We start from the raw sequence: 18,551 nt of genomic DNA on the forward strand, positions 1-18,551 counted from the left end.
ATAAAAAAATCATCGAAATGCTTTGTCACACTTCGATGATTTTTTTATTTTTTTACTCTTTTTCACTTAACAAAAATGCTTCAAAAACATTATTCCCCACAAATAGTCCTTTTTTCGTTAAACGTAAGATATCTGCTTCTTCAATTAATAATTCTTCTTTGATTAAGCGTTGAATGACCTCTCCATAAATCGCTTCAATTGGTTCCTGAAATTTTTGTTGGAATTTTTGTTTAGAAATACCTACTTTTTTACGTAAGCCTAAAAATAGCTCCTCTTCTATTTGATTTAGACGAGTTAATTCTTCAGTCTCCACAATTGGCAATTGATTTTCTCGCAAGGGTTTCAAATAATGTTGGATTGGACCGTGATTTTTGTAACGAGTTTGCCCAAGATAGCCGCTGGCACCTGCGCCAAATCCATAGTAGTGGTCATTATTCCAATAAGCCAGATTATGCTGGCTTTCTTTTCCTGTTAAAGCAAAATTACTGACTTCATATTGGTGACGTCCTTTTTTCTCCATTGCTTCAATCGTTTCGTCAAACATTTGTGCTTCGATTTCTTCTTCAGGCAGCTGTAACCGTCCTTGACGAACCCAGTTCATGAACATTGTTTTATTTTCAAGAATTAATGAATAAAGCGAATAGTGTGGCAAGTCCAATGCTAAGGCTCTTGTCAAAGTATCGCGAAAACTTTCCAATGTTTGTCCAGGTAAAGCATAGATTAAGTCAATACTGACATTGGTAAAATTTTCTTTTTCTAAAAATTTCATTGTTTCATAAACATCTGCGGCGGTGTGCTTGCGACCGATTTTTTTGAGCAAGCGATCATCAAATGTCTGAACGCCCATCGAAAGACGATTGACGCCATAGTTTTTCATGACTTGTAATTTTTCTTGGGTTAAATCCCCAGGGTTTGCTTCCACCGTAAATTCATTTCGGTCATCAAACGTTAGCTGTTCGCGAACCCCTTTTAGTAGCACATCTAACTGTTTCGCTGATAATGAAGTTGGCGTGCCTCCGCCAATATAGATGGTTTTCATTTCTTGTTCTGGATACAATGCTTGCGTAAGTTGAATTTCTTTTAATAAACTCTGAATATATTCATCAACTGGTTGTCCTTCTAAAAAGACCTTGTTAAAATCGCAATAATAACAAATATGCTCACAAAATGGAATATGAATATAGGCCGACCGATCGAACATCGGCGTTGAAGTTGAAAGTTGGTTTGTTTTGGTCATTAGCTCGTTTTATCTCCTTATTACCAAAAAGCTCGTTCTTTTTGGAAAGTCTCTACTAGCCATACTAACTGTAAATGACAAATAAATCCATAAAAAAATTCGCACAGTCACTTAAAACAACAACGAGGAGCTGTCATAAAAACCGACACCTCCTCAACCTTGAAAGAAAAGTAAAAAAATTTTTCTATATATAATAGTACAAATCAGTTACAGTAATTGACCGTAACGTTTGACGTATAAAACTTTAATGAACGCAACCAGTGCTAAATAAGCAACAATTGTCGGGATTAAATACAAGAAATAGCTTGGTGATAAACCGACAAATCCTAGTTCTGCACCGAAAGCGGTAAAGGGTAAAACAGTTCCGAGAACAATCCCTGCTGTAGTGACTAACGTCATAATTCCAGAAGCACTACTTTGAAGGAAAGGCATTTTTTCTGTTCGTAGGAAATGCAAGACGAGCATTTGGGACCATAAGGACTCAATGAACCACCCTGCATGGAAAATACCGATAAAGAGCAATTGATCTGCTCCATTTAATTCAAAGAATGAGCCACCTAGGATAGCCGGACACACAATGAAATACATAAATAAATAGGTAACAATATCAAAAATAGAACTCGTTGGGCCAAACCAACGCATAAAATTACCAATTGATTTTGGTTCCCATTTTTTTGGTTTTTCTACGTATTCTTCATCTACTTTGTCCCAAGGAACTGACATACACGAAGTATCGTAAATTAGATTTAATAATAGCGATTGAATCGGAGCAATCGGTAAAAATGGTAAAAAGATACTTGCTGGGATCACGGAAAACACATTGCCAAAATTAGAACTTGCTGTTAATTTGACGTACTTCATCGTGTTCGTAAACACGCGCCGTCCAGATAAAATTCCTTTTTCCAAAACCATTAAATCTTTTCTCAATAAAATTACATCCGCTGATTCTTTCGCTACATCGACAGCTGTATCAACAGAGATTCCCACATCAGCAGCGCGCATTGCTCCAGCATCATTTATTCCATCACCTAAAAAGCCAACAGTTTGACCATTTTCAGTTAACGCATTTACAATACGAACTTTTTGGTCAGGCGTAATTTTGGCGAAAATATTATACGCTTGAACGGTTTTTCTTAATTCTTCTTGGTTTAATTGTTGAAGTTCATTTCCTGTAATAATTTTTTCGCCAGCCAGACCAACTTCTTTACAAACAGAATGCGTCACATACTGATTATCCCCCGTTAATACTTTCACAGCTACATTATGTTGATGCAAGGCGTGAATAGCTGCCGCTGCTGTTTCTTTTGGCGGATCCAAGAAGGCAAGATAACCTTGTAAAATCAACTCTGATTCATCTTTAGTTGTATACTCCCATTCAGCCGCTTCGACTTTTTTATCGGCAATTGCTAGAACGCGCAAACCATCTCGATTTAAAGCTTCAACGTCTTTGGTAATTTTTTGACGCAGCGTCTCTGTTAAGGGCACAATTTCGCCATTTAAAAGTACCTGTGTGCAGACCAAGAGCATTTCTTCAACCGCCCCTTTGGTAATTAGACGTGTTTCTCGCGTTTTAAACTCTTTGATAATCACACTCATTCGACGTCGATTGAAATCGAAAGGAATTTCATCTACTTTATAAAAATCATCTGATTGTATATCACTTTCTTGTGTCGCCGCTTGAATAACGGCGTTATCCATTAAATTACGCAAACCTGTTTGAAAATAACTGTTTAGAAATGCTAAATCCAAGACTTTTTGATCTTCTTGGCAACCAATATTATAGTGGTATTCTAAAATTACTTTATCTTGTGTTAAGGTACCTGTTTTATCCGTACAAAGTACATCCATCCCGCCAAAATTTTGAATGGCATTGACATTTTTCATAATCGTGCCTTCTTTAGCCATTTCTCGAGAACCTTTGACTAAATTGGTTGTTACAATCATAGGTAACATTTCTGGTGTCAAGCCGACAGCTGTGGCAATCGCGAACATTAATGCTTCCACCCAATCGCCTTTTGTTAACCCATTAATTAGAAAAACAGTTGGCGTAATGACCAACATAAAGCGAATCAGCACCCACGTTGTTTTATTAATTCCTGTTTCAAAACTCGTCTGCTGCTGCTCTTCTCCGTTATCAGAAGCCATCCTTCCGAATAAAGTTTGATTACCAACTTTAATGACAATGCCCAAACCAGTGCCACTAATTACATTTGTTCCTAAAAACAAAAGATTGTCGTATTCTGTATCAATTTGATCACTATCTTTTTGATGAGTCGCGTGTTTTTCAATGGGAAAACTCTCTCCAGTCAAGGATGATTGGGAAACAAATAAGTCCTTAGATTGGATTAAACGTAAATCGGCTGGAATCATATCGCCAGCGGATAGTTGGACTAAGTCGCCACACACAACTTCCTCAATAGGAATTTCCATTTGCTTCTTGTCACGAATGACTGTCGCTGTAACTTTAATCATATTTTGTAATTTTTCAACTGCATTGCTTGATTTGACTGATTGTACAAAACTCATCGTGCCGCTTAAGATGACCATCGCTAACATAATTAACACGCCAGTCACATCTTTTTCCTCTGGCGCAGCATAGACATATTCTGTAAAAAAGGAAATCGTGGCTAGTGCTAGTAACACCAAAGTAAACGGCGTGATATACGATTTTATAAAAAGTCGCAGCCGTGAAGCTTTTTTTTCATTCATAATTTTATTGCGGCCATAACGTTCTTGTAATTCCTCAATATCTTGGTGTTTAATGCCATCCCAAGTTGAGCCGAAACGTTGTAAAACTTTTTCTACTTCTGAATGGGCAAACTTTTTGTAACTATAGTCATGGCCCAAGTGACGCATTTTCTTTTCCATTTTCTTTCACCTCATTTATCTGTTGTTGACTTGAATTGACGATCGGTTCATCTTCCATTTTCCTCACCCTTTCCACAAAAAAAGACACGCTGAAAAACTCAACGTGTCAAAGAATAATCGTTCTTATCGTTGAGCTTTAGCACTATACAACGTAAAAAGCGATTGCTTTTAGCTACCTTAAGAAAAGCCTTCATTCGACAGTTCCTGTTCTACCCATTGGCGTCTCTCGACATTTTTGGGCAGTAGCCTATGTTTGTATAGGAGCCTCACCTAACAAATCTTATTTAATTACAACAGCAAGTATAATTCTTCCTTGAAAAAATAACGATATAGAAAAAGTTTTTAGCAGATAACTTTTTGTCCATTCAGTAACAAAAAGAAAAATAATCCGCTTATTTACTATGGTTTTCTGGTATGATTCGTATTTATTCATAGAATCATAACTGGTTAAATTAATCTAAAGACCGTCAGATAGCCTTGTCGAGAAGCTTTTCTTCTGCTATTTTTTGTATAGTTAAAGAAACGGCGGTGAGGAAAATGAAATTACAACAACTAGAATATTTTATGGCAGTTTCAAAGTATGCGAGTTTTACTTTAGCTTCTCAAAAGCTCCATACGAGTCAACCTTATTTAAGTACCCAGCTCAAGGAGTTGGAACGTGAATTAGGTGCTTCATTAATTTTAAGAGACAAGAAACATTGTCGGCTTTCTCCAGCAGGCGAAGTCGTCGCCAAGCGAACAGAGATGATTTTTGCACTCATTAAGGAAGCGCAAGAAGAGATTAATGAATTAGTGACCCAAGGATCGACAACGACCATTCGGATTGGAACAAACTTAATTGATATAGATAAAGCATTTGGAGAAGTCTTGTTGTTATTTAATCAATCCTATCCGTATGTAAGTATTGATTTTAAGTATTATTACGATCTTGAAACAGCCTTGGAAACAGATTTAATTGACATTGGGATTGGGATATTTTTGGATACCTCGATTCCATTAGAGAAAGAATTAATTTATACAGAAAGCTATCTCCTTTGTGTCAATAAAAATCATCCTTTAGCCCATGCCGATAGCGTAACGATTGACGAAATTCGTTCTTTACCTTTTGCTGCATATTCCGATCAAGTATATGAAAAAAAAGTGTTTAAACGTTGGGAACGTAAAATCAATTGGGAAAATCGGCAAATCGTCATCGAACTCCCTTCTCTTCATTTAGTCTTAGACATGGTCCAACGAGAAAAAGCCTGTAGCATCCTTCCCTATTCACTCACTGATGAACTAAACAGACGTAACTTAGTTGGTATTCCTCTGGAAGATAGTCCAGAACGAGCCATCTATTTAGTTCAGAATAATCATCACGGACATTGTGAAGCACACCGTTATTTATTCGAACAATTACGTTATTTATTCTAGGAATAGAAAAAGGAGGAATTCCCATGGAACTATTTCGTTTACATTATTTTTTAGAGTTATGCAAAGTGAAACAATTTACTAAAGCAGCCGAAAATTTAGCAATTTCTCAAGCTGCCCTAAGTAAGCAAATAAAAATTCTTGAAGCAACGTTAGGCGCGGAACTTTTTAATCGCCAAGGTCAAACTACCACCTTAACACCAGCTGGATTAATTTTAGAAAAATATTGTTGGCGCATCACCAATGAGTTGGTCTCAATTGAAGAAGAGCTAAAAGAAATTAATCATTCTTCCAACCATATTTATGTAGCCACTTATCTCTGTGATTTAGAATATAAATTGAATGACTTACTAATGACAACATTAACGGATCGTTCATCCAACTTACAAGTCCATACTATTATTACAGAAAATATTCTTCAATCCTTGGAAACAATGGATGCAGATTTTGGTATTTCCTTTGCTGACTTACCATTACCTGAACATATTGGTAAAATTGATTTATTTACAGCAAATTATCAATTCATTTTAAGAAACGATCATCCAGCTTTGGCCAAAGCCACGACGGAAGAAATTTTAAAAGAACTAACAATGTACCCCTTCGTCCGTTTAAATACCGAATTTTCCGAGCAAAACAAATTAACCAATTGGCTAGATACTACGTTTTCTAATTTTTCTCCAGAGAAAGTCATTCAAGTGGATACTCTTTCACTTATTACTCACTTGGTGTCTCATTCCGATAGTTTCGCTATTGTCCCCGAATACACAAATATTCAACTTTTAGACAATTCGATCCATACACTGACTTACCAAGAACTACCTAAACGAAACATGGCAGTTTATTATTTAAAAGAACGTTACATGAGTCGACAACTTCAACAACTTTTGGCTGAATGCCAAAAACAATTTCAATAGTAAAAACCAAGACTAGAGCTTGTCGGCAAGCGAGTTCCAGTCTTGGTTTTTATTTGTGTTTTCAGGTAGCGGCTTCTCTTCCTTTGACAAATCCTAAAGAAGTGATAGCCATCACTAACGAAGTGCCTCCTTGACTTAAAAACGGAAGCGGAATACCTTTTAACGGCAACAGTCCAATCACCGCACCGATATTCTCCACCGTTTGAAAAACCAGCGAAAAAATGAGGGCGACACAGATGTACATACAAAAACGCGAATTGCTCCGCAAGCCAGCTACTAAAACTTGATAAAACAAGTAAAAATAGAGAAAAACAACGGTGGCACTGCCCACAAAGCCCCAGGCTTCCCCGATAAAAGTAAAAACCATATCAGACTCACGAACAGGGACATACACTTCAATCCCATGCACACCCTTGCCAAATAAACCACCCGAACCAATTGCCAATAAACCTTGTACTTGTTGATAGGAGATTTTATCGACATAATCATAGGGATGAATCCATGCTAAAATTCGATCCAATTGATATTGTTTAAAATGTAAAAAGAAGAGTACTTTGTGCCCCCACTCTGTAAAGACTAACAGAATCAAGACCACGCCTAACGTTGCTAAAGCGCTGAAAATAATGATTAAAATTTTGCGATCAATTCCTGAAATAACTAAAAGAGATAGGATAATCGTTACGAAAACAAGGGATGTCCCAAAATCTTTTTGTACCGCCATCAAGAAAAAAACAGGGACACTAACCGCAACGATTTTTTTTAGAAGTTGCTTGTCTGAACGCCATTTATCGGACCAGTCTTGTTGCTCGTGTTGGACAATAATTTTTGCCAACATTAAAATAAACGCAATTTTCGCAATTTCTGATGGCTGAAATTTAATAAACCCTAAATCTAACCAGCGCTTTGTGCCCGTCAATAAATACATTCCTTTGTCATAGGAAAAATACAAAGCACTCATTAAGATTAATGAAAACCCATAGAAAAAAGGAGCTACTTTCCAAATAAACTTCTGTGACAGCCGACTAGCTAAAAACATGCCTGCATAGCCAACAAAAATAAAGAAGAGTTGTTTTAATGCTGGCACAGTTCCGTCTTTTCCTTCATTAACGGCAATCCAATATTGCACACCAGAAGATAAAAGTGTGAGTAAAAAAATGGGCAATAATAAATCATAATTAAGATGTAAGTTGAATTTTTTTGTATTGACCATTTAACTGCCGCCTTTCGTTTGCAATAATTTTAATGACGATTCCTAATGCCACTGAAAAGATTAAATAACTTGTCCCACCGTAACTAACAAACGGTAAAGGAATTCCCGTCATTGGAATCAAACCCAAAACGCCACCAATGTTAATCGCCGTTTGAGCTAAAATCAAGGTCCCGACCCCTAACAAAAACAAGCCGTAACAATGATTCTTTATTACACAACTACTCCGCAAAATCGAGGCCGCTAAAAATAACAAAAGAAATAGCAATAGTAAGCCGCCAATCAAACCAAGTTCTTCCACAATCACCGCAAAAATAAAATCGGTTTGACCTTCTGGCAAGCCACCTTTTTTTACCATACCATTGGCTAATCCAGTGCCCCAAAACCCACCGTTATACATTGCTAAATAGGCCATTGAAGGCTGAAATCCGCGATCATGAAAGGATAAAAACGGATTTTTCAAAACAACTAAGCGGTCATACACATGCGCAAAAAAATGTGGTAAGTACTGGTGATCGCCTAGAAAAATAATTATTTTAGAAAGAAGCGCCGCGCTAGCAACGACAATCCCCGCAGCAATTACACTAAATTTTGCATGAATACTTGCTGAGAAAATCAAGACACTGCCAATAACTAAAATAAGAATAGCCCCGCCAACTTTGGGTTGAATCAAAACTAAAAATGCAACGACCAAAACAAACAGCCATTGTTTCCTTAACTGCTTCGTTGTCAAGCCATTTTCTTTTTCACCTAAATAACAGCTCAAGTAATAAATAATCGCAAAATTACAAAGTTCTGATGGCTGAAATTGGATTCCAAAGAGAGAAATCCAACGTTGTGCGCCATTCGCTGCTACACCAAAAAAAGGTAGTCGAACCATTAGCAGTAATAGTACCGAAACTAAAAGCAGTCCAATCGCAATTTTCTTATTAAATAACACTTCTAGTCGAACTTTGTAGATCACGAACATTAGCACCCAGCTGAGACACATAATAATGCCTTGTTTAATAAACACAGCAGTGGGCTTCACGCCTTGCATCAACAAGTCATAGCTACTGGCGCTATAAATCATTAACGCGCCAATAATACTTAATATAATAAAGATCAAAAGAATTTTTGTTAGACCTAAAGTACGTAGATTCATTCTCTCACCTCTATCTTTTTCTAATTAAATCAATCTTACCAGTCTGAGTTAGAAAACAAATAGAGAGTTTTTTATAGAACTATTACTAAGCTTACATAACAAAAAGTAGCTAGACTTGGTTCATTTCACCTAGTTTCGCTACTTTTAAAAAAAGCCATTTATATAATTTTTGTGTGTTGCTCACATTTCTGATAAATTTTTCCAAACTTATCTCTTTCTAAATACTGATAATCTACTAAATACCGTCTCAAAAGTGCATAATCTTCATAGATTTCTCTAAGTCGCTGATTGACTTCTTTTTCCGTATATTCTTTCCCAAATTCAAATTGGTTGGCCACACGTTGAAACACTTGGACTTTTTTCGCATTTTTCTTGGGAATAACCAGCAACTTTCCTTCTTTAAAGAAATTTTCAACCATGTTTATTCTCCTTTTTTTGTTTTGACTATTGTTTAGAAAATTGATGATTCAGTTTTTCTTTCTGTTTATCAGTCCATTTGCCAGCGACTTCATTGACAATTGTTTCAGCAAAATCGCCTACTTTTTCTCCCGTAATATTTTTGATAGGTGTTCCGTTAGCAGCTCCTTCTTCAAACAAATCAAGTAAATCAGTCAACGCATTGAACATATTGGCTCCGCTATGATCTGAAAAATGCCATGCATATTTTTCAATTTCTTGAAATACTTGTCGATACTCTGCTGGTAATGCTGCAATACGTCGTTTATATTCTTTGTACTCTTTTTTATCCCCAACAACTTTTTTGATCAACGCTTTAAAATCTGACATGCTCTATCCCTCCATTTTTTTCATCTTGTTTACTTGTTTTGAAAGCAACGTCCACCGCTGCCAAAAATCAGCGAGTTCTGCTTCTCCTGATGAGGTTAAGCGATAGAACTTCCGCATTGGCCCTTTTTCTGAAGGCTTTTTTTCAGCTATAACCCATTGATTTTTTTCTAAACGCAGTAAAATCGTATAAACGGTTCCTTCAACAATTTCAGTAAACCCTTGGTCATTTAAAATTTTTGTAATTTCATAACCATATGTTTCTTTCCTTTGGATGATGGCTAAAACTAAACCTTCTAAAATGCCTTTTAGCAACTCTGTCTGCTTCACTGCTTTTCCTCCCTGAACTACTCTTTATTACTATGTACCACTACATAATAATACTGAGTACCGGTTCTGTCAACTACTTTGTAGTAAAAAGTAGTAAAGACACGACAACTACCAGTACTTAACTAGTGGTTGTCGTGTCTTATTATTCTTTATTCATTTATTCCGAGTTCTGCTTCAAAGGCTTCTAATTCTACAAGGTGTGTTTCTGGATAAGCAAAGCATGTTGAAAAATGCCACTCCCCACCACTTGTGCCAAAATAACCTGGCAGTAATTCCAAAGCCAATAATGCTTCTGATGTTTCTTTTTCCGGTAACGTAATCTGAAAAGTAGTCGCTGGAACAAAACCGAACTTCGTATAGTAAGTTGGATGGCCCAGGATAATCAATCCGCCGATGCCTAATTCTTTGGCCTTCTGCACAGAATGCTTAATTAACGCTGAGCATACGCCCGTGTTCTGTGCTTCTGGATGGACACTTAGCGGCCCAACGGTCAAAACAGCCTTTTCTGTATGATCAGGTAATCGTAGTTTGGCTTTTGAAGACATAATATGACCCGTTAATTTTCCTTGATCAGTTTCTGAAACTAAGGACAACTCCGGAATAAAGTCGGCACTTTCTCTTAATAAATGCACGATAAAATGCTCTGTGGGACGCCAGTTTTCGGTCAAGTTTAATCCCTTAAACGCTTGATACGTTAAACGTTCTACAGCTTGATACTCTGCAGGTTTTTCTTGACGAATCTTCATTATTTATCCTCAGATTGTTGGAAATAGTCAGCCGTATCTCGTTCATCTTGTTTTAATTGGTCGATCAAGGCTTCAGCCCCATTGAATTTCACTTGGTCACGTAAATAATGATTCCAACGAACCACCACTTGCTCACCATAGATGTCTTGATGGAAGTCCAAAATATAGACTTCCACGGTTAGATCGCGTCCTTCTCCAAAGGTGTCATTATGACCAATTGAGCCCATGCCGACATACCATTTGCCACCAACTTCGATTTGCACAGCATAGACGCCAATTCTTGGTAAGCGCACGGTGCTTTTCACTTTGACATTAGCGGTCGGGAAACCCAATAAACGGCCACGAGCATCGCCATGGACAACTGTTCCTTCTGTTTCATAAATATATCCTAACAACTCCGTGACCTCCTCCATTTCGCCGGCTTCCATTTTTTCGCGAATTCTTGTTGAGCTAATTTTGGCACCAGTCATTTCTTCTTTTGGTACTGTCACCACTTCAAAACGGCCTTGCGCATAAGTTGGTAACTGTTTGACTCCAGCGATTTCTTTAGGACCATACGTATAATCAAACCCAGAGACTGCTACTGCACTATTTAAATTAACGATATACTGATCGACAAAATCTTGCGGTTTTAATTGAGCAAACGCTGAAGTAAATTCGACAATATATAAAATATCAACGCCCAAGTTGGCCATTAGGCGTTCTTTTTGTTCCAAGCTAGTTAAATATTTCATATTTTCTGGTAAAACTTTTTGAAAAACGATTGATGGGTGTTGGTTGAAGGTCATCACAGCTAACTTCAAGCCTTTTTCCTCAGCAATCTTTTTGCCTGTTTCAATTACTTTTTGGTGGCCTTTGTGAACACCGTCAAAAAAGCCTAGGACCATCACGACTTCTTCATTAGGAATTTGATTGGGTTCATAGGGATGATGTAGTTGAATAACTTGCATGTGCAAAAACTTCCTTCTTTTTTATTTAATTGTTCCGTAGAACTTTACTTGGTTTCAATAATTTATCATGCGTTGGGTGTGGCATGTATAAACTAACCACTTGATTTTGGTAAAATAAGGCAACTAAGGATTCTGGCATTGCCTTTATTCCTAGTTCTCTTTTGTGCAAACGCATGCCATTTTTTACTTTTTGATACAATTCATCTGATAAATCAATTCGTGGGAATTGTTCTACTGCTGTCTCAATGGGCAACAGGCATTGATCGATTGTTTCAGCAGCCATTTGTTTGGCTACTTCTTCTAACGTTAAGCATTGCGCAGCTTGCAAACCGCCACTTGCCGTTCTCGTTAAATCCGACATATGGGCAGGATAGCCTAATTTTTTGCCAGTATCCACGGATAGTGTCCGCACATAGGTTCCTTTGCCACAGACCACTTTAAACCGCCAACTTTGTGTTTGAGCGGATTCATTAAAAATTGGTTCACTAGTGCGTTCAAATGAATAAATCATTGCTTTTCGTTGGGGCCGTTCAACTTCTTCCCCATTCCGCGCATATTCATATAAACGTTTACCATTGACTTTCACCGCAGAAAACATCGGTGGGATTTGTGTGATTTCACCTGTCATTTCGGCCATTGCTTGATCAATTTGTTCAGTTGGCAGAGGTGTTGTAACTGGTTTTTTTTCAACAATTTCACCACTAACATCTTCGGTTGTCGTAGCAAATCCAAGTGTAATTTCACCTTCATAGGTTTTGCCAGAATCTACCATGTATTCGATCACTTTCGTTCCTTTGCCAACGCAGATGGGTAAGACCCCTTCGACATCCGGATCTAGCGTACCACCATGACCAATTTTTTTGGTATGTAAAATTTTTCTCAATTTAAATACGCAGTCATGACTTGTCATGCCACGTTCCTTCCATAACGGTAAAATGCCGTCCATTATAGTTCCTCCAGTTCCGATAATACTAACTTTGTCATTATAGCATAAAAGTACCTAGCTTCGCAGTCTCCATTGCTTATTCCCTTTGGCAAAATCTCTGCTAAATGCAAAAAAAGCCACAAACTCTGATAAAAGCAGAGTTTGTGGCTTTTTTTTTAGCTAGTAAATGATCCCCATGTATTCTGTGCGTTGCCATCGTTTGGTCCGATTGGCAAATAAATTCTCGCGCCTGTCGTATCTGTTCCACCAATAAAAACATACCCATCTGCAATATAAAACGCATCGTAATAAAAGCGAGTATTTTTGGGCCAGATACCATAAATAGGTGCTGACAAACTAGGTTGTCCTGCTCTTAAAACAATGCCTTCGTCCACACCAATTAGAAATGATTTCTTCGTTTGCGGGCGCCAAAGTTCAGCAATGTCGCCGTCGTTCACATAACCTAACAAATGTCCGCTATTTTCAATACGGTAAAGGTTTTGTCGGTCTGGTAATTTCGCTGTAATTGTTCCTACCTGTGTCCAAAGTGCCTCTGCTGATAGATGTTCATTGATTAAAGCATCTGGTGTTGTATAGATTGAAGTGAAACGAATTGCTTGTCCTACTTGATATTTTGGTGCATTAGGTTTACCTGGCTGAACAATGACAGTCTCACCTGTTTCAGAAACGCCCGTTTGTAAATCTTGTGCCAACTGCGCTTTACTAATCCCCCAACGCGCTAAATAACCATAAGGATCTGTATGATCTCCCCACCAATTTTTTGTAATCCAATCATGAGTGACTATGCCATAACCTGTTCCATCGTCCAGCGAAAAATCAGCACCAATGTTCTGAGCCAAATCACGGGCCAAATTAACATAGGCAGCATAATCTTTTTTAAACGTCGCCGCATTATTCGTTCGAGCCAATTCGATTTGCGCATAGGCTTTTTGATTAGCTAAAGAACCTGCGCCATATTGAATTTGACCAGCAGGAGCTAATTGTTTCACTCGTCCACCAGATCCGACAAAATATGAGACATAAGCATTTGACCAATTTCGTTTCATATAGGCCACTTCATTGTCTAAACTGTGTGGTCCTAGGTTCCGCTCGTTTCCTGATTCATGTAAAACAATTAATTCATTGCTTGCAGAGCCTGGAAAATAAGTAAAGTTGATTGGATCCGCTTCGATGGTGTAAGCGCAAGCCGTCATCGGAATCGTTAAACTTAAGCCAATCACTAAAGCAAGTTGAATCATTAATTTTTTAAACATAGCATACTCCTTTCTAAAAAAAGCCATGAAAGGAAAGTCAAAATAACTTCCCTTTCACGGCTTAAACCTGCAGATAAATGGCGGGACAGAAGTAATTTCTTCGGCAATCAGCCGAAAGTTCTACGTTTGTCCCGACCACTTCTACTTAATCATCTTTATTTTTTAACTGAATAAATAACTCTTTTAACTTTTTCGGCATAGGAATAAAGGTCGCAATGTTTTCAAAAAAAGAAAGTCCTTCGTTCGCAATGTAAAAAATCAGAACCATTTCCCGAATTGGCAAATTGTTTCCCACAACTTTTTCAACACGAACCGCTACGGCAACCACAAATAACATCGTCACTTTTTTCGCAATTCCGAGCATACCAATCCGACTGGACAATTCTTTTGTGGCGATTGCCTTAATCCAACCTGTGATGAAATCGACAATAATTAAAAAGAGGAAGACATCCAACAATTGATCTAATCCACCTAATAAACGTACGACAATCCCACCGAAAATGCTTAAAAGCATTGTTATTGTGTTGAGATAACGTTCCATAAAAAGTCTCCTAAACTAGCTTGTTATTTTGTTGGAAACGGATCGTCCGTATACCAACTTCCTTGTAGGTAAACATTTCCGGCTCTGCTTGAGGCAAAAATTATCCCTTGATTTCCGATTTCATATAGTGCATTACAATTAGGATACGGAAAAACGTAAGGTGCAACTGAGAGTGGAATATTCCAGACACTAGCACTTATTTTTGAGGACATTTTGTACCCAGTTGGTATGTTAAATACTTTAGGCATGTGGTTATTCAATTTCGTTGGATCACTCAAATTACATCTTACAAATGCATCGACACGATTTCCTACCCTAATTAATACAAATTTCATATTGTCTTTATTAAAGGCCGCCTGATATTTTGCCTCGACTTCACCGACTCCGCTAGCTTCATAAATGGCCATTTTAGAGGATTCCAAAGGCGCACCATTGACGGTTGGCATAGTCACAAAATTCTTCACCCCAGCAATCTCTTGATCACCTGTTTGTGTCACAGCTTGACCTTTAATCGCTTCCGCAACGTTTTTCGGGTGCATATATTTACTCGTTAAAGTTCCCGCGACTGCTTCGCTGTCTGATGCGAAGCCATAATTTTCTACATTGCCTAGCCCCACTTGTTCAGCGGTTACTTGGTGCGGATTATCCTGATTTTCCACATGGGTATTGAGTTGCTCTGCTTGAACAAAACCACTCTTCGCTAAAACCGCTTGGGCATCAACAGACAGACCAATATGAAGCCCCACGTAATCAACTTCTACGCTGGCTGGCGTTACCCCATTTGATGAATCTGTATAGCTCATTAAATAAATGAACCCTTCATCTGTGATAAAATTCTGATCATTGATTTGAATTGAAAAATCGCCGAACTCTTTTGCTGATTCTTGGATTTGAGTTACCCAATTATCCGTAGTTGGTAAATACGCAGCGATTTTAATCGTTTGATTATTGGGCGCAGCGGCTTTCACACGTTGATTAATCGTAAAAAATTGAACGTTCTGGCGAATAAATGCCACCGCCTCGTCAGTTGTGACTGTTTCAAACATTTGTGGAATTAATTTTTTAGCGGCTTCAACGAGATTGAAGGCCGCTAATTGTTGCGGAATTAAACCACTTTGGGTGGAACCTGTTTTCACACCCTCATCATCACGGCTGGCCATTTTATTGTAGTCCGCTTGGGAAACTTCCTCCCAAACGTCTGTTGGCTTCTTAAGAATTTTAGCCGTAAAATCAGTGGAATAACTGTTTGCATTGGTGGCTGTATTGCCGGCCGTTTTACCGTTAAAGTCTAACTTCAATTTGACAGTGGTTGGCTTAGCCAATAAAGAAATGCCGTCTGCTTTTGTCATGCGGTCATTCAAATCAATTTGAAGACGATTCGCTAGAGTAGCTTGTTTGATGCCTTGCGTATCTGTGCGTGCTTGGACAATTTCTGGATTACTATCACCTGCTTCTGCTACTAATTGATCGAAATCATTTCGTAAAGTATCAAATTCTTGTTTATTATTATTTGCCGTTGAAACTGCATTTCCTGCAATCGTAATTGCTGTTTTGGCATTGTTCATCGCTTGGTTGGCTGTTTCATTTGCTTGATTGCCTGCATCGGTGGCAATTTGTACGGCTTCTTTGCCAGCTTCATCTGCGATGTTTTTCGCTTCAGAAATTCCATTCGTTAACTGGACTTGGTAAGCATCTACTTTCTCAGCTGATGCATTCGACTGATCCAAGATTGCATTGATTTTAAGGCGACCTTGATTCAGGGTATCTAATTCTTCAATATGTTCTACTGACATTTCGTCACACTCCTCTAGTTTTCATTATTTTATTAAAACTGGCCACCCAATTGGGATTGAATATACACACGACAGATGACCGAAGCATCCAACCATAGTGGCTGATGAGAGAAAAATTGAAGCGTGTGATTGCCGCGTTCGATTTTTCCATCTGTTGTTTTTCGTAAATAACTCAAAATGTTTAGCCGTTGTTGTTGCAATGATAGTTGGGGTAATTTTTTGCCATCCACTACCAAATCAATGTTCGTTACAGAATGCGAAGGTCCTTTAGCAGTTACCTTGAACGTTAATTCTGCGGTGTTTATATAAAGAATGTCCTCGTCAAAGTATAAATTCAGCTCCACTGGCTGTGTCTTGCTAAGTTCTCCTTGTATTGAACGATTTAAAAGTGTCGTCGCCCCTTGTGCGTAAGTTTCGCTAATCTCTTGTTTCCGACTGAAAGCTGTCATGGTACTATGAATTGTTTCTTGCAGATTTCCCAACTCTAGCTGAATGTCTTGGGGGGCACCAAAGACATCTTTTTTACTTTCTTTTTTGATACGAAGGTTGACACTCCCAAACTCATTCGTATTAATCATGATAACCGTGCCCAACCGCAAACGATCGATTGCTAAAGGTTGATCTGTTAATTTAATTAAATCAGCTGCAGTCACTACCCAAGAAACTTGTGGCTTGGTCCATTCTTCTAACATTCGCAAAGCATTTTCCTTTAATGCCTTGGGATCAGAAAAACGCTGTTCCACCCAAATTGACTCCAATAAACCATAGCGGTCAATTGCGGCCTTGTTCTCTAAATACGGAACCCCTTGATTGACCGAGCGAATATTGACTTTGTTAACACCTTCGCCTGAACCTAATGGATAAATCCGATTGATTAGCATCTTGGGATTACGTTCTATTTCGAATCCTTGCATATTGTAACCTTCTTGAATTCGCGCAACTGGTTCTGTTGGTGGTTTGACTAATGAAAGTTCAAAAGGATAGACCTCTGTATTCCATTGCCAAAGATATTCCTCTTCGAAATCGGCTGGGATGCTAAATAAAGGCTCGACTAGCCCGTTTTCATTCTCCCATTTATAGGTTAATTTCCTTGAAAAATCACATTTTTTTAGGACCCAATGCTTTGTTTTTTGTTTATTCAATAGAAATTGAATGGCCTCTTTCGTTGTTTTGTTTTTAATTTCGTGACAACCAAAAAGGACAGTATCACCTAAGGTACATAATGCTTCTGTGGCAGAGTAGTGAATTTGATTATTGTTCGCATCTTTCTTAATTGTGGTTGGCATCACGCGATATAAACCAATATATTCATTCTCATTGTCGGTCAGTTCCACCCATTGCATTTCTGCAATAAATTCATTTTTAGGATCATCTAGTGGCATGGTAAAATCTAAACTGCCAATTTTGTTCTCTATTTTTTCATAACTGACTTGATAGGCATTATCCAAAATTGCCGTATATGTTCTTTTCAAATCCAGCGCCATTAACATTTAATCACCCTCCTACACAAATCGGTTAGGATAGCGAATCGTCAAGCGGAAGTCGCTATCTTTGGCTTGAATATACAGCGGTTCATTAGGATATAGATAAAAATCGTTCATTGGTCGAATCATCGGTGCACCATTTTTTGTCAGATAAAAATTTTCAGTATCAATGATAATTTCCGAACGATCAAAGTCTCCTAAGTTAATTGTATCGTTCCGTGTTTTAATCCAAACACCACGTCCGGTTCCTGTTAAAATAATGGTCGGTTTGACTTTTAAGCCTTCGACCGTAGGATAAATTTCAATTGGCCGAACTTCTTTGCCTAAATCCCCCATCGTGTAGGCCCGATTTTGAAAGGTAATCATGGTTGATCCCCAATAGGCTCCACCTTCAATTAAAATTGGAAAATCAACTGCACCTGAGCCTGTATTCCCCATTAAGTAATTCGCTTGAAATGTAATGGTTGGCGAACCCCACATCACACTAGTCGCATCACTCCGTGTGTATTTATACGGATCAGAAAGCAATAAAGTAAAGGTGCCTGTTACTTGGTTAACACCTTCGGGTACATCACTCACTGAAGACTTACTGCCAAACCACAGCATTTCCGGTTCATCGTTAAACCAAATAGAAACGTCTTTTTCCGTAAACAAAGCAACATTTAAATGATTAAATGCATCTCGAAACGCTTCATTATTCACAGCTGAAAGCCGATATTTGACTGTTAATTCTCGTTCTGGAATTCGCGCATAAACGTGACGTTTACCATCACGAATCCCTAATTGATAGCTTTCAATTTCGCTTGGAACTAATTCTCGTCCTGAAACTGATAATGTTTGATAGCCAGGGATGACTTTTTCTAAAAATTGGCCGTTAAAATTCAACGCTTCTGAAGGAAGAGGCGTTGAATGAGTTGCTTGATTGGTATCAACAAATTTATACAT

At 38.1% G+C, this 18,551-nt stretch carries 17 protein-coding genes and 1 riboswitch; of the genes, 2 read left to right on the plus strand and 15 right to left on the minus strand.

Going from position 1 to position 18,551, the window contains the following annotated elements; translation table 11 throughout:
- Positions 1 to 52 precede the first annotated feature (52 nt).
- Complete coding sequence (gene hemW, locus IGK96_RS07955; RefSeq protein ID WP_002360468.1) at positions 53 to 1,201, minus strand: radical SAM family heme chaperone HemW; 1,149 nt, start codon at positions 1,199 to 1,201, stop codon at positions 53 to 55.
- Positions 1,202 to 1,444: 243 nt separating this feature from the next.
- Positions 1,445 to 4,105 carry a magnesium-translocating P-type ATPase gene (gene mgtA / locus IGK96_RS07960; RefSeq protein ID WP_002363817.1) on the minus strand — a complete coding sequence of 887 codons (2,661 nt, stop codon included), beginning with the start codon at positions 4,103 to 4,105 and terminating at the stop codon, positions 1,445 to 1,447.
- Positions 4,106 to 4,219: 114 nt separating this feature from the next.
- Positions 4,220 to 4,390, minus strand: a riboswitch (M-box (ykoK) riboswitch).
- Between the two features lie 252 nt (positions 4,391 to 4,642).
- Here mgtA and IGK96_RS07965 point away from each other — a divergent pair.
- Entirely contained in the window at positions 4,643 to 5,518 is an 876-nt protein-coding gene (locus IGK96_RS07965) for a LysR family transcriptional regulator (protein WP_002382245.1), read from the plus strand.
- A gap of 23 nt (positions 5,519 to 5,541) precedes the next feature.
- Positions 5,542 to 6,429 (plus strand): LysR family transcriptional regulator, encoded by an 888-nt coding sequence (locus tag IGK96_RS07970; RefSeq protein ID WP_002357832.1) that lies wholly within the window; start codon positions 5,542 to 5,544, stop codon positions 6,427 to 6,429.
- Positions 6,430 to 6,490: 61 nt separating this feature from the next.
- On the opposite strand, the gene IGK96_RS07975 is transcribed toward IGK96_RS07970, so the two are convergent.
- From IGK96_RS07975 to IGK96_RS08035, 13 genes are all read right to left on the minus strand, one after another.
- Complete coding sequence (locus tag IGK96_RS07975) at positions 6,491 to 7,639, minus strand: FtsW/RodA/SpoVE family cell cycle protein (protein ID WP_002357833.1); 1,149 nt, start codon at positions 7,637 to 7,639, stop codon at positions 6,491 to 6,493.
- Positions 7,605 to 8,780, minus strand: a complete 1,176-nt coding sequence (locus tag IGK96_RS07980; RefSeq protein WP_071646673.1) for an FtsW/RodA/SpoVE family cell cycle protein — start codon at positions 8,778 to 8,780, stop codon at positions 7,605 to 7,607. Before IGK96_RS07980 ends, IGK96_RS07975 begins: the two co-directional genes overlap by 35 nt.
- Positions 8,781 to 8,938: 158 nt before the next feature.
- The gene (locus IGK96_RS07985) at positions 8,939 to 9,199 is read right to left on the minus strand and encodes a DUF2087 domain-containing protein (RefSeq protein WP_002360471.1); all 261 of its coding nucleotides are present in this window, start codon (positions 9,197 to 9,199) and stop codon (positions 8,939 to 8,941) included.
- A gap of 25 nt (positions 9,200 to 9,224) precedes the next feature.
- On the minus strand, positions 9,225 to 9,566 hold the full coding sequence (locus IGK96_RS07990; RefSeq protein ID WP_002361700.1) for a DUF1048 domain-containing protein: 342 nt from the start codon (positions 9,564 to 9,566) through the stop codon (positions 9,225 to 9,227).
- 3 nt (positions 9,567 to 9,569) lie between these two features.
- Positions 9,570 to 9,893 (minus strand): PadR family transcriptional regulator, encoded by a 324-nt coding sequence (locus IGK96_RS07995; RefSeq protein ID WP_002357837.1) that lies wholly within the window; start codon positions 9,891 to 9,893, stop codon positions 9,570 to 9,572.
- Positions 9,894 to 10,042: 149 nt separating this feature from the next.
- Complete coding sequence (locus IGK96_RS08000) at positions 10,043 to 10,639, minus strand: GNAT family N-acetyltransferase (protein WP_438756029.1); 597 nt, start codon at positions 10,637 to 10,639, stop codon at positions 10,043 to 10,045.
- Positions 10,639 to 11,589, minus strand: coding sequence for a riboflavin biosynthesis protein RibF (gene ribF / locus IGK96_RS08005; protein WP_002363808.1), 951 nt, complete (start codon positions 11,587 to 11,589; stop codon positions 10,639 to 10,641). Before ribF ends, IGK96_RS08000 begins: the two co-directional genes overlap by 1 nt.
- A 25-nt stretch (positions 11,590 to 11,614) precedes the next feature.
- Positions 11,615 to 12,535, minus strand: a complete 921-nt coding sequence (truB, locus tag IGK96_RS08010; RefSeq protein ID WP_438756031.1) for a tRNA pseudouridine(55) synthase TruB — start codon at positions 12,533 to 12,535, stop codon at positions 11,615 to 11,617.
- A gap of 155 nt (positions 12,536 to 12,690) precedes the next feature.
- A complete protein-coding gene (locus tag IGK96_RS08015; RefSeq protein ID WP_016617903.1) occupies positions 12,691 to 13,815 on the minus strand; it encodes an SH3 domain-containing protein in 1,125 nt (374 codons plus the stop codon).
- 118 nt (positions 13,816 to 13,933) lie between these two features.
- Positions 13,934 to 14,329: a phage holin family protein gene (locus tag IGK96_RS08020; RefSeq protein WP_002357842.1), complete on the minus strand. Its 396-nt coding sequence runs from the start codon at positions 14,327 to 14,329 to the stop codon at positions 13,934 to 13,936.
- 23 nt (positions 14,330 to 14,352) lie between these two features.
- Positions 14,353 to 16,122 carry a hypothetical protein gene (locus IGK96_RS08025; protein ID WP_113851229.1) on the minus strand — a complete coding sequence of 590 codons (1,770 nt, stop codon included), beginning with the start codon at positions 16,120 to 16,122 and terminating at the stop codon, positions 14,353 to 14,355.
- A gap of 32 nt (positions 16,123 to 16,154) precedes the next feature.
- Entirely contained in the window at positions 16,155 to 17,612 is a 1,458-nt protein-coding gene (locus tag IGK96_RS08030; RefSeq protein WP_438756034.1) for a phage tail protein, read from the minus strand.
- Positions 17,613 to 17,624: 12 nt separating this feature from the next.
- Positions 17,625 to 18,551: a distal tail protein Dit gene (locus IGK96_RS08035; RefSeq protein ID WP_002365553.1), complete on the minus strand. Its 927-nt coding sequence runs from the start codon at positions 18,549 to 18,551 to the stop codon at positions 17,625 to 17,627.

This window comes from Enterococcus sp. DIV0682, from assembly GCF_051712685.1.
In the GTDB taxonomy this organism is placed as follows: domain Bacteria; phylum Bacillota; class Bacilli; order Lactobacillales; family Enterococcaceae; genus Enterococcus; species Enterococcus faecalis.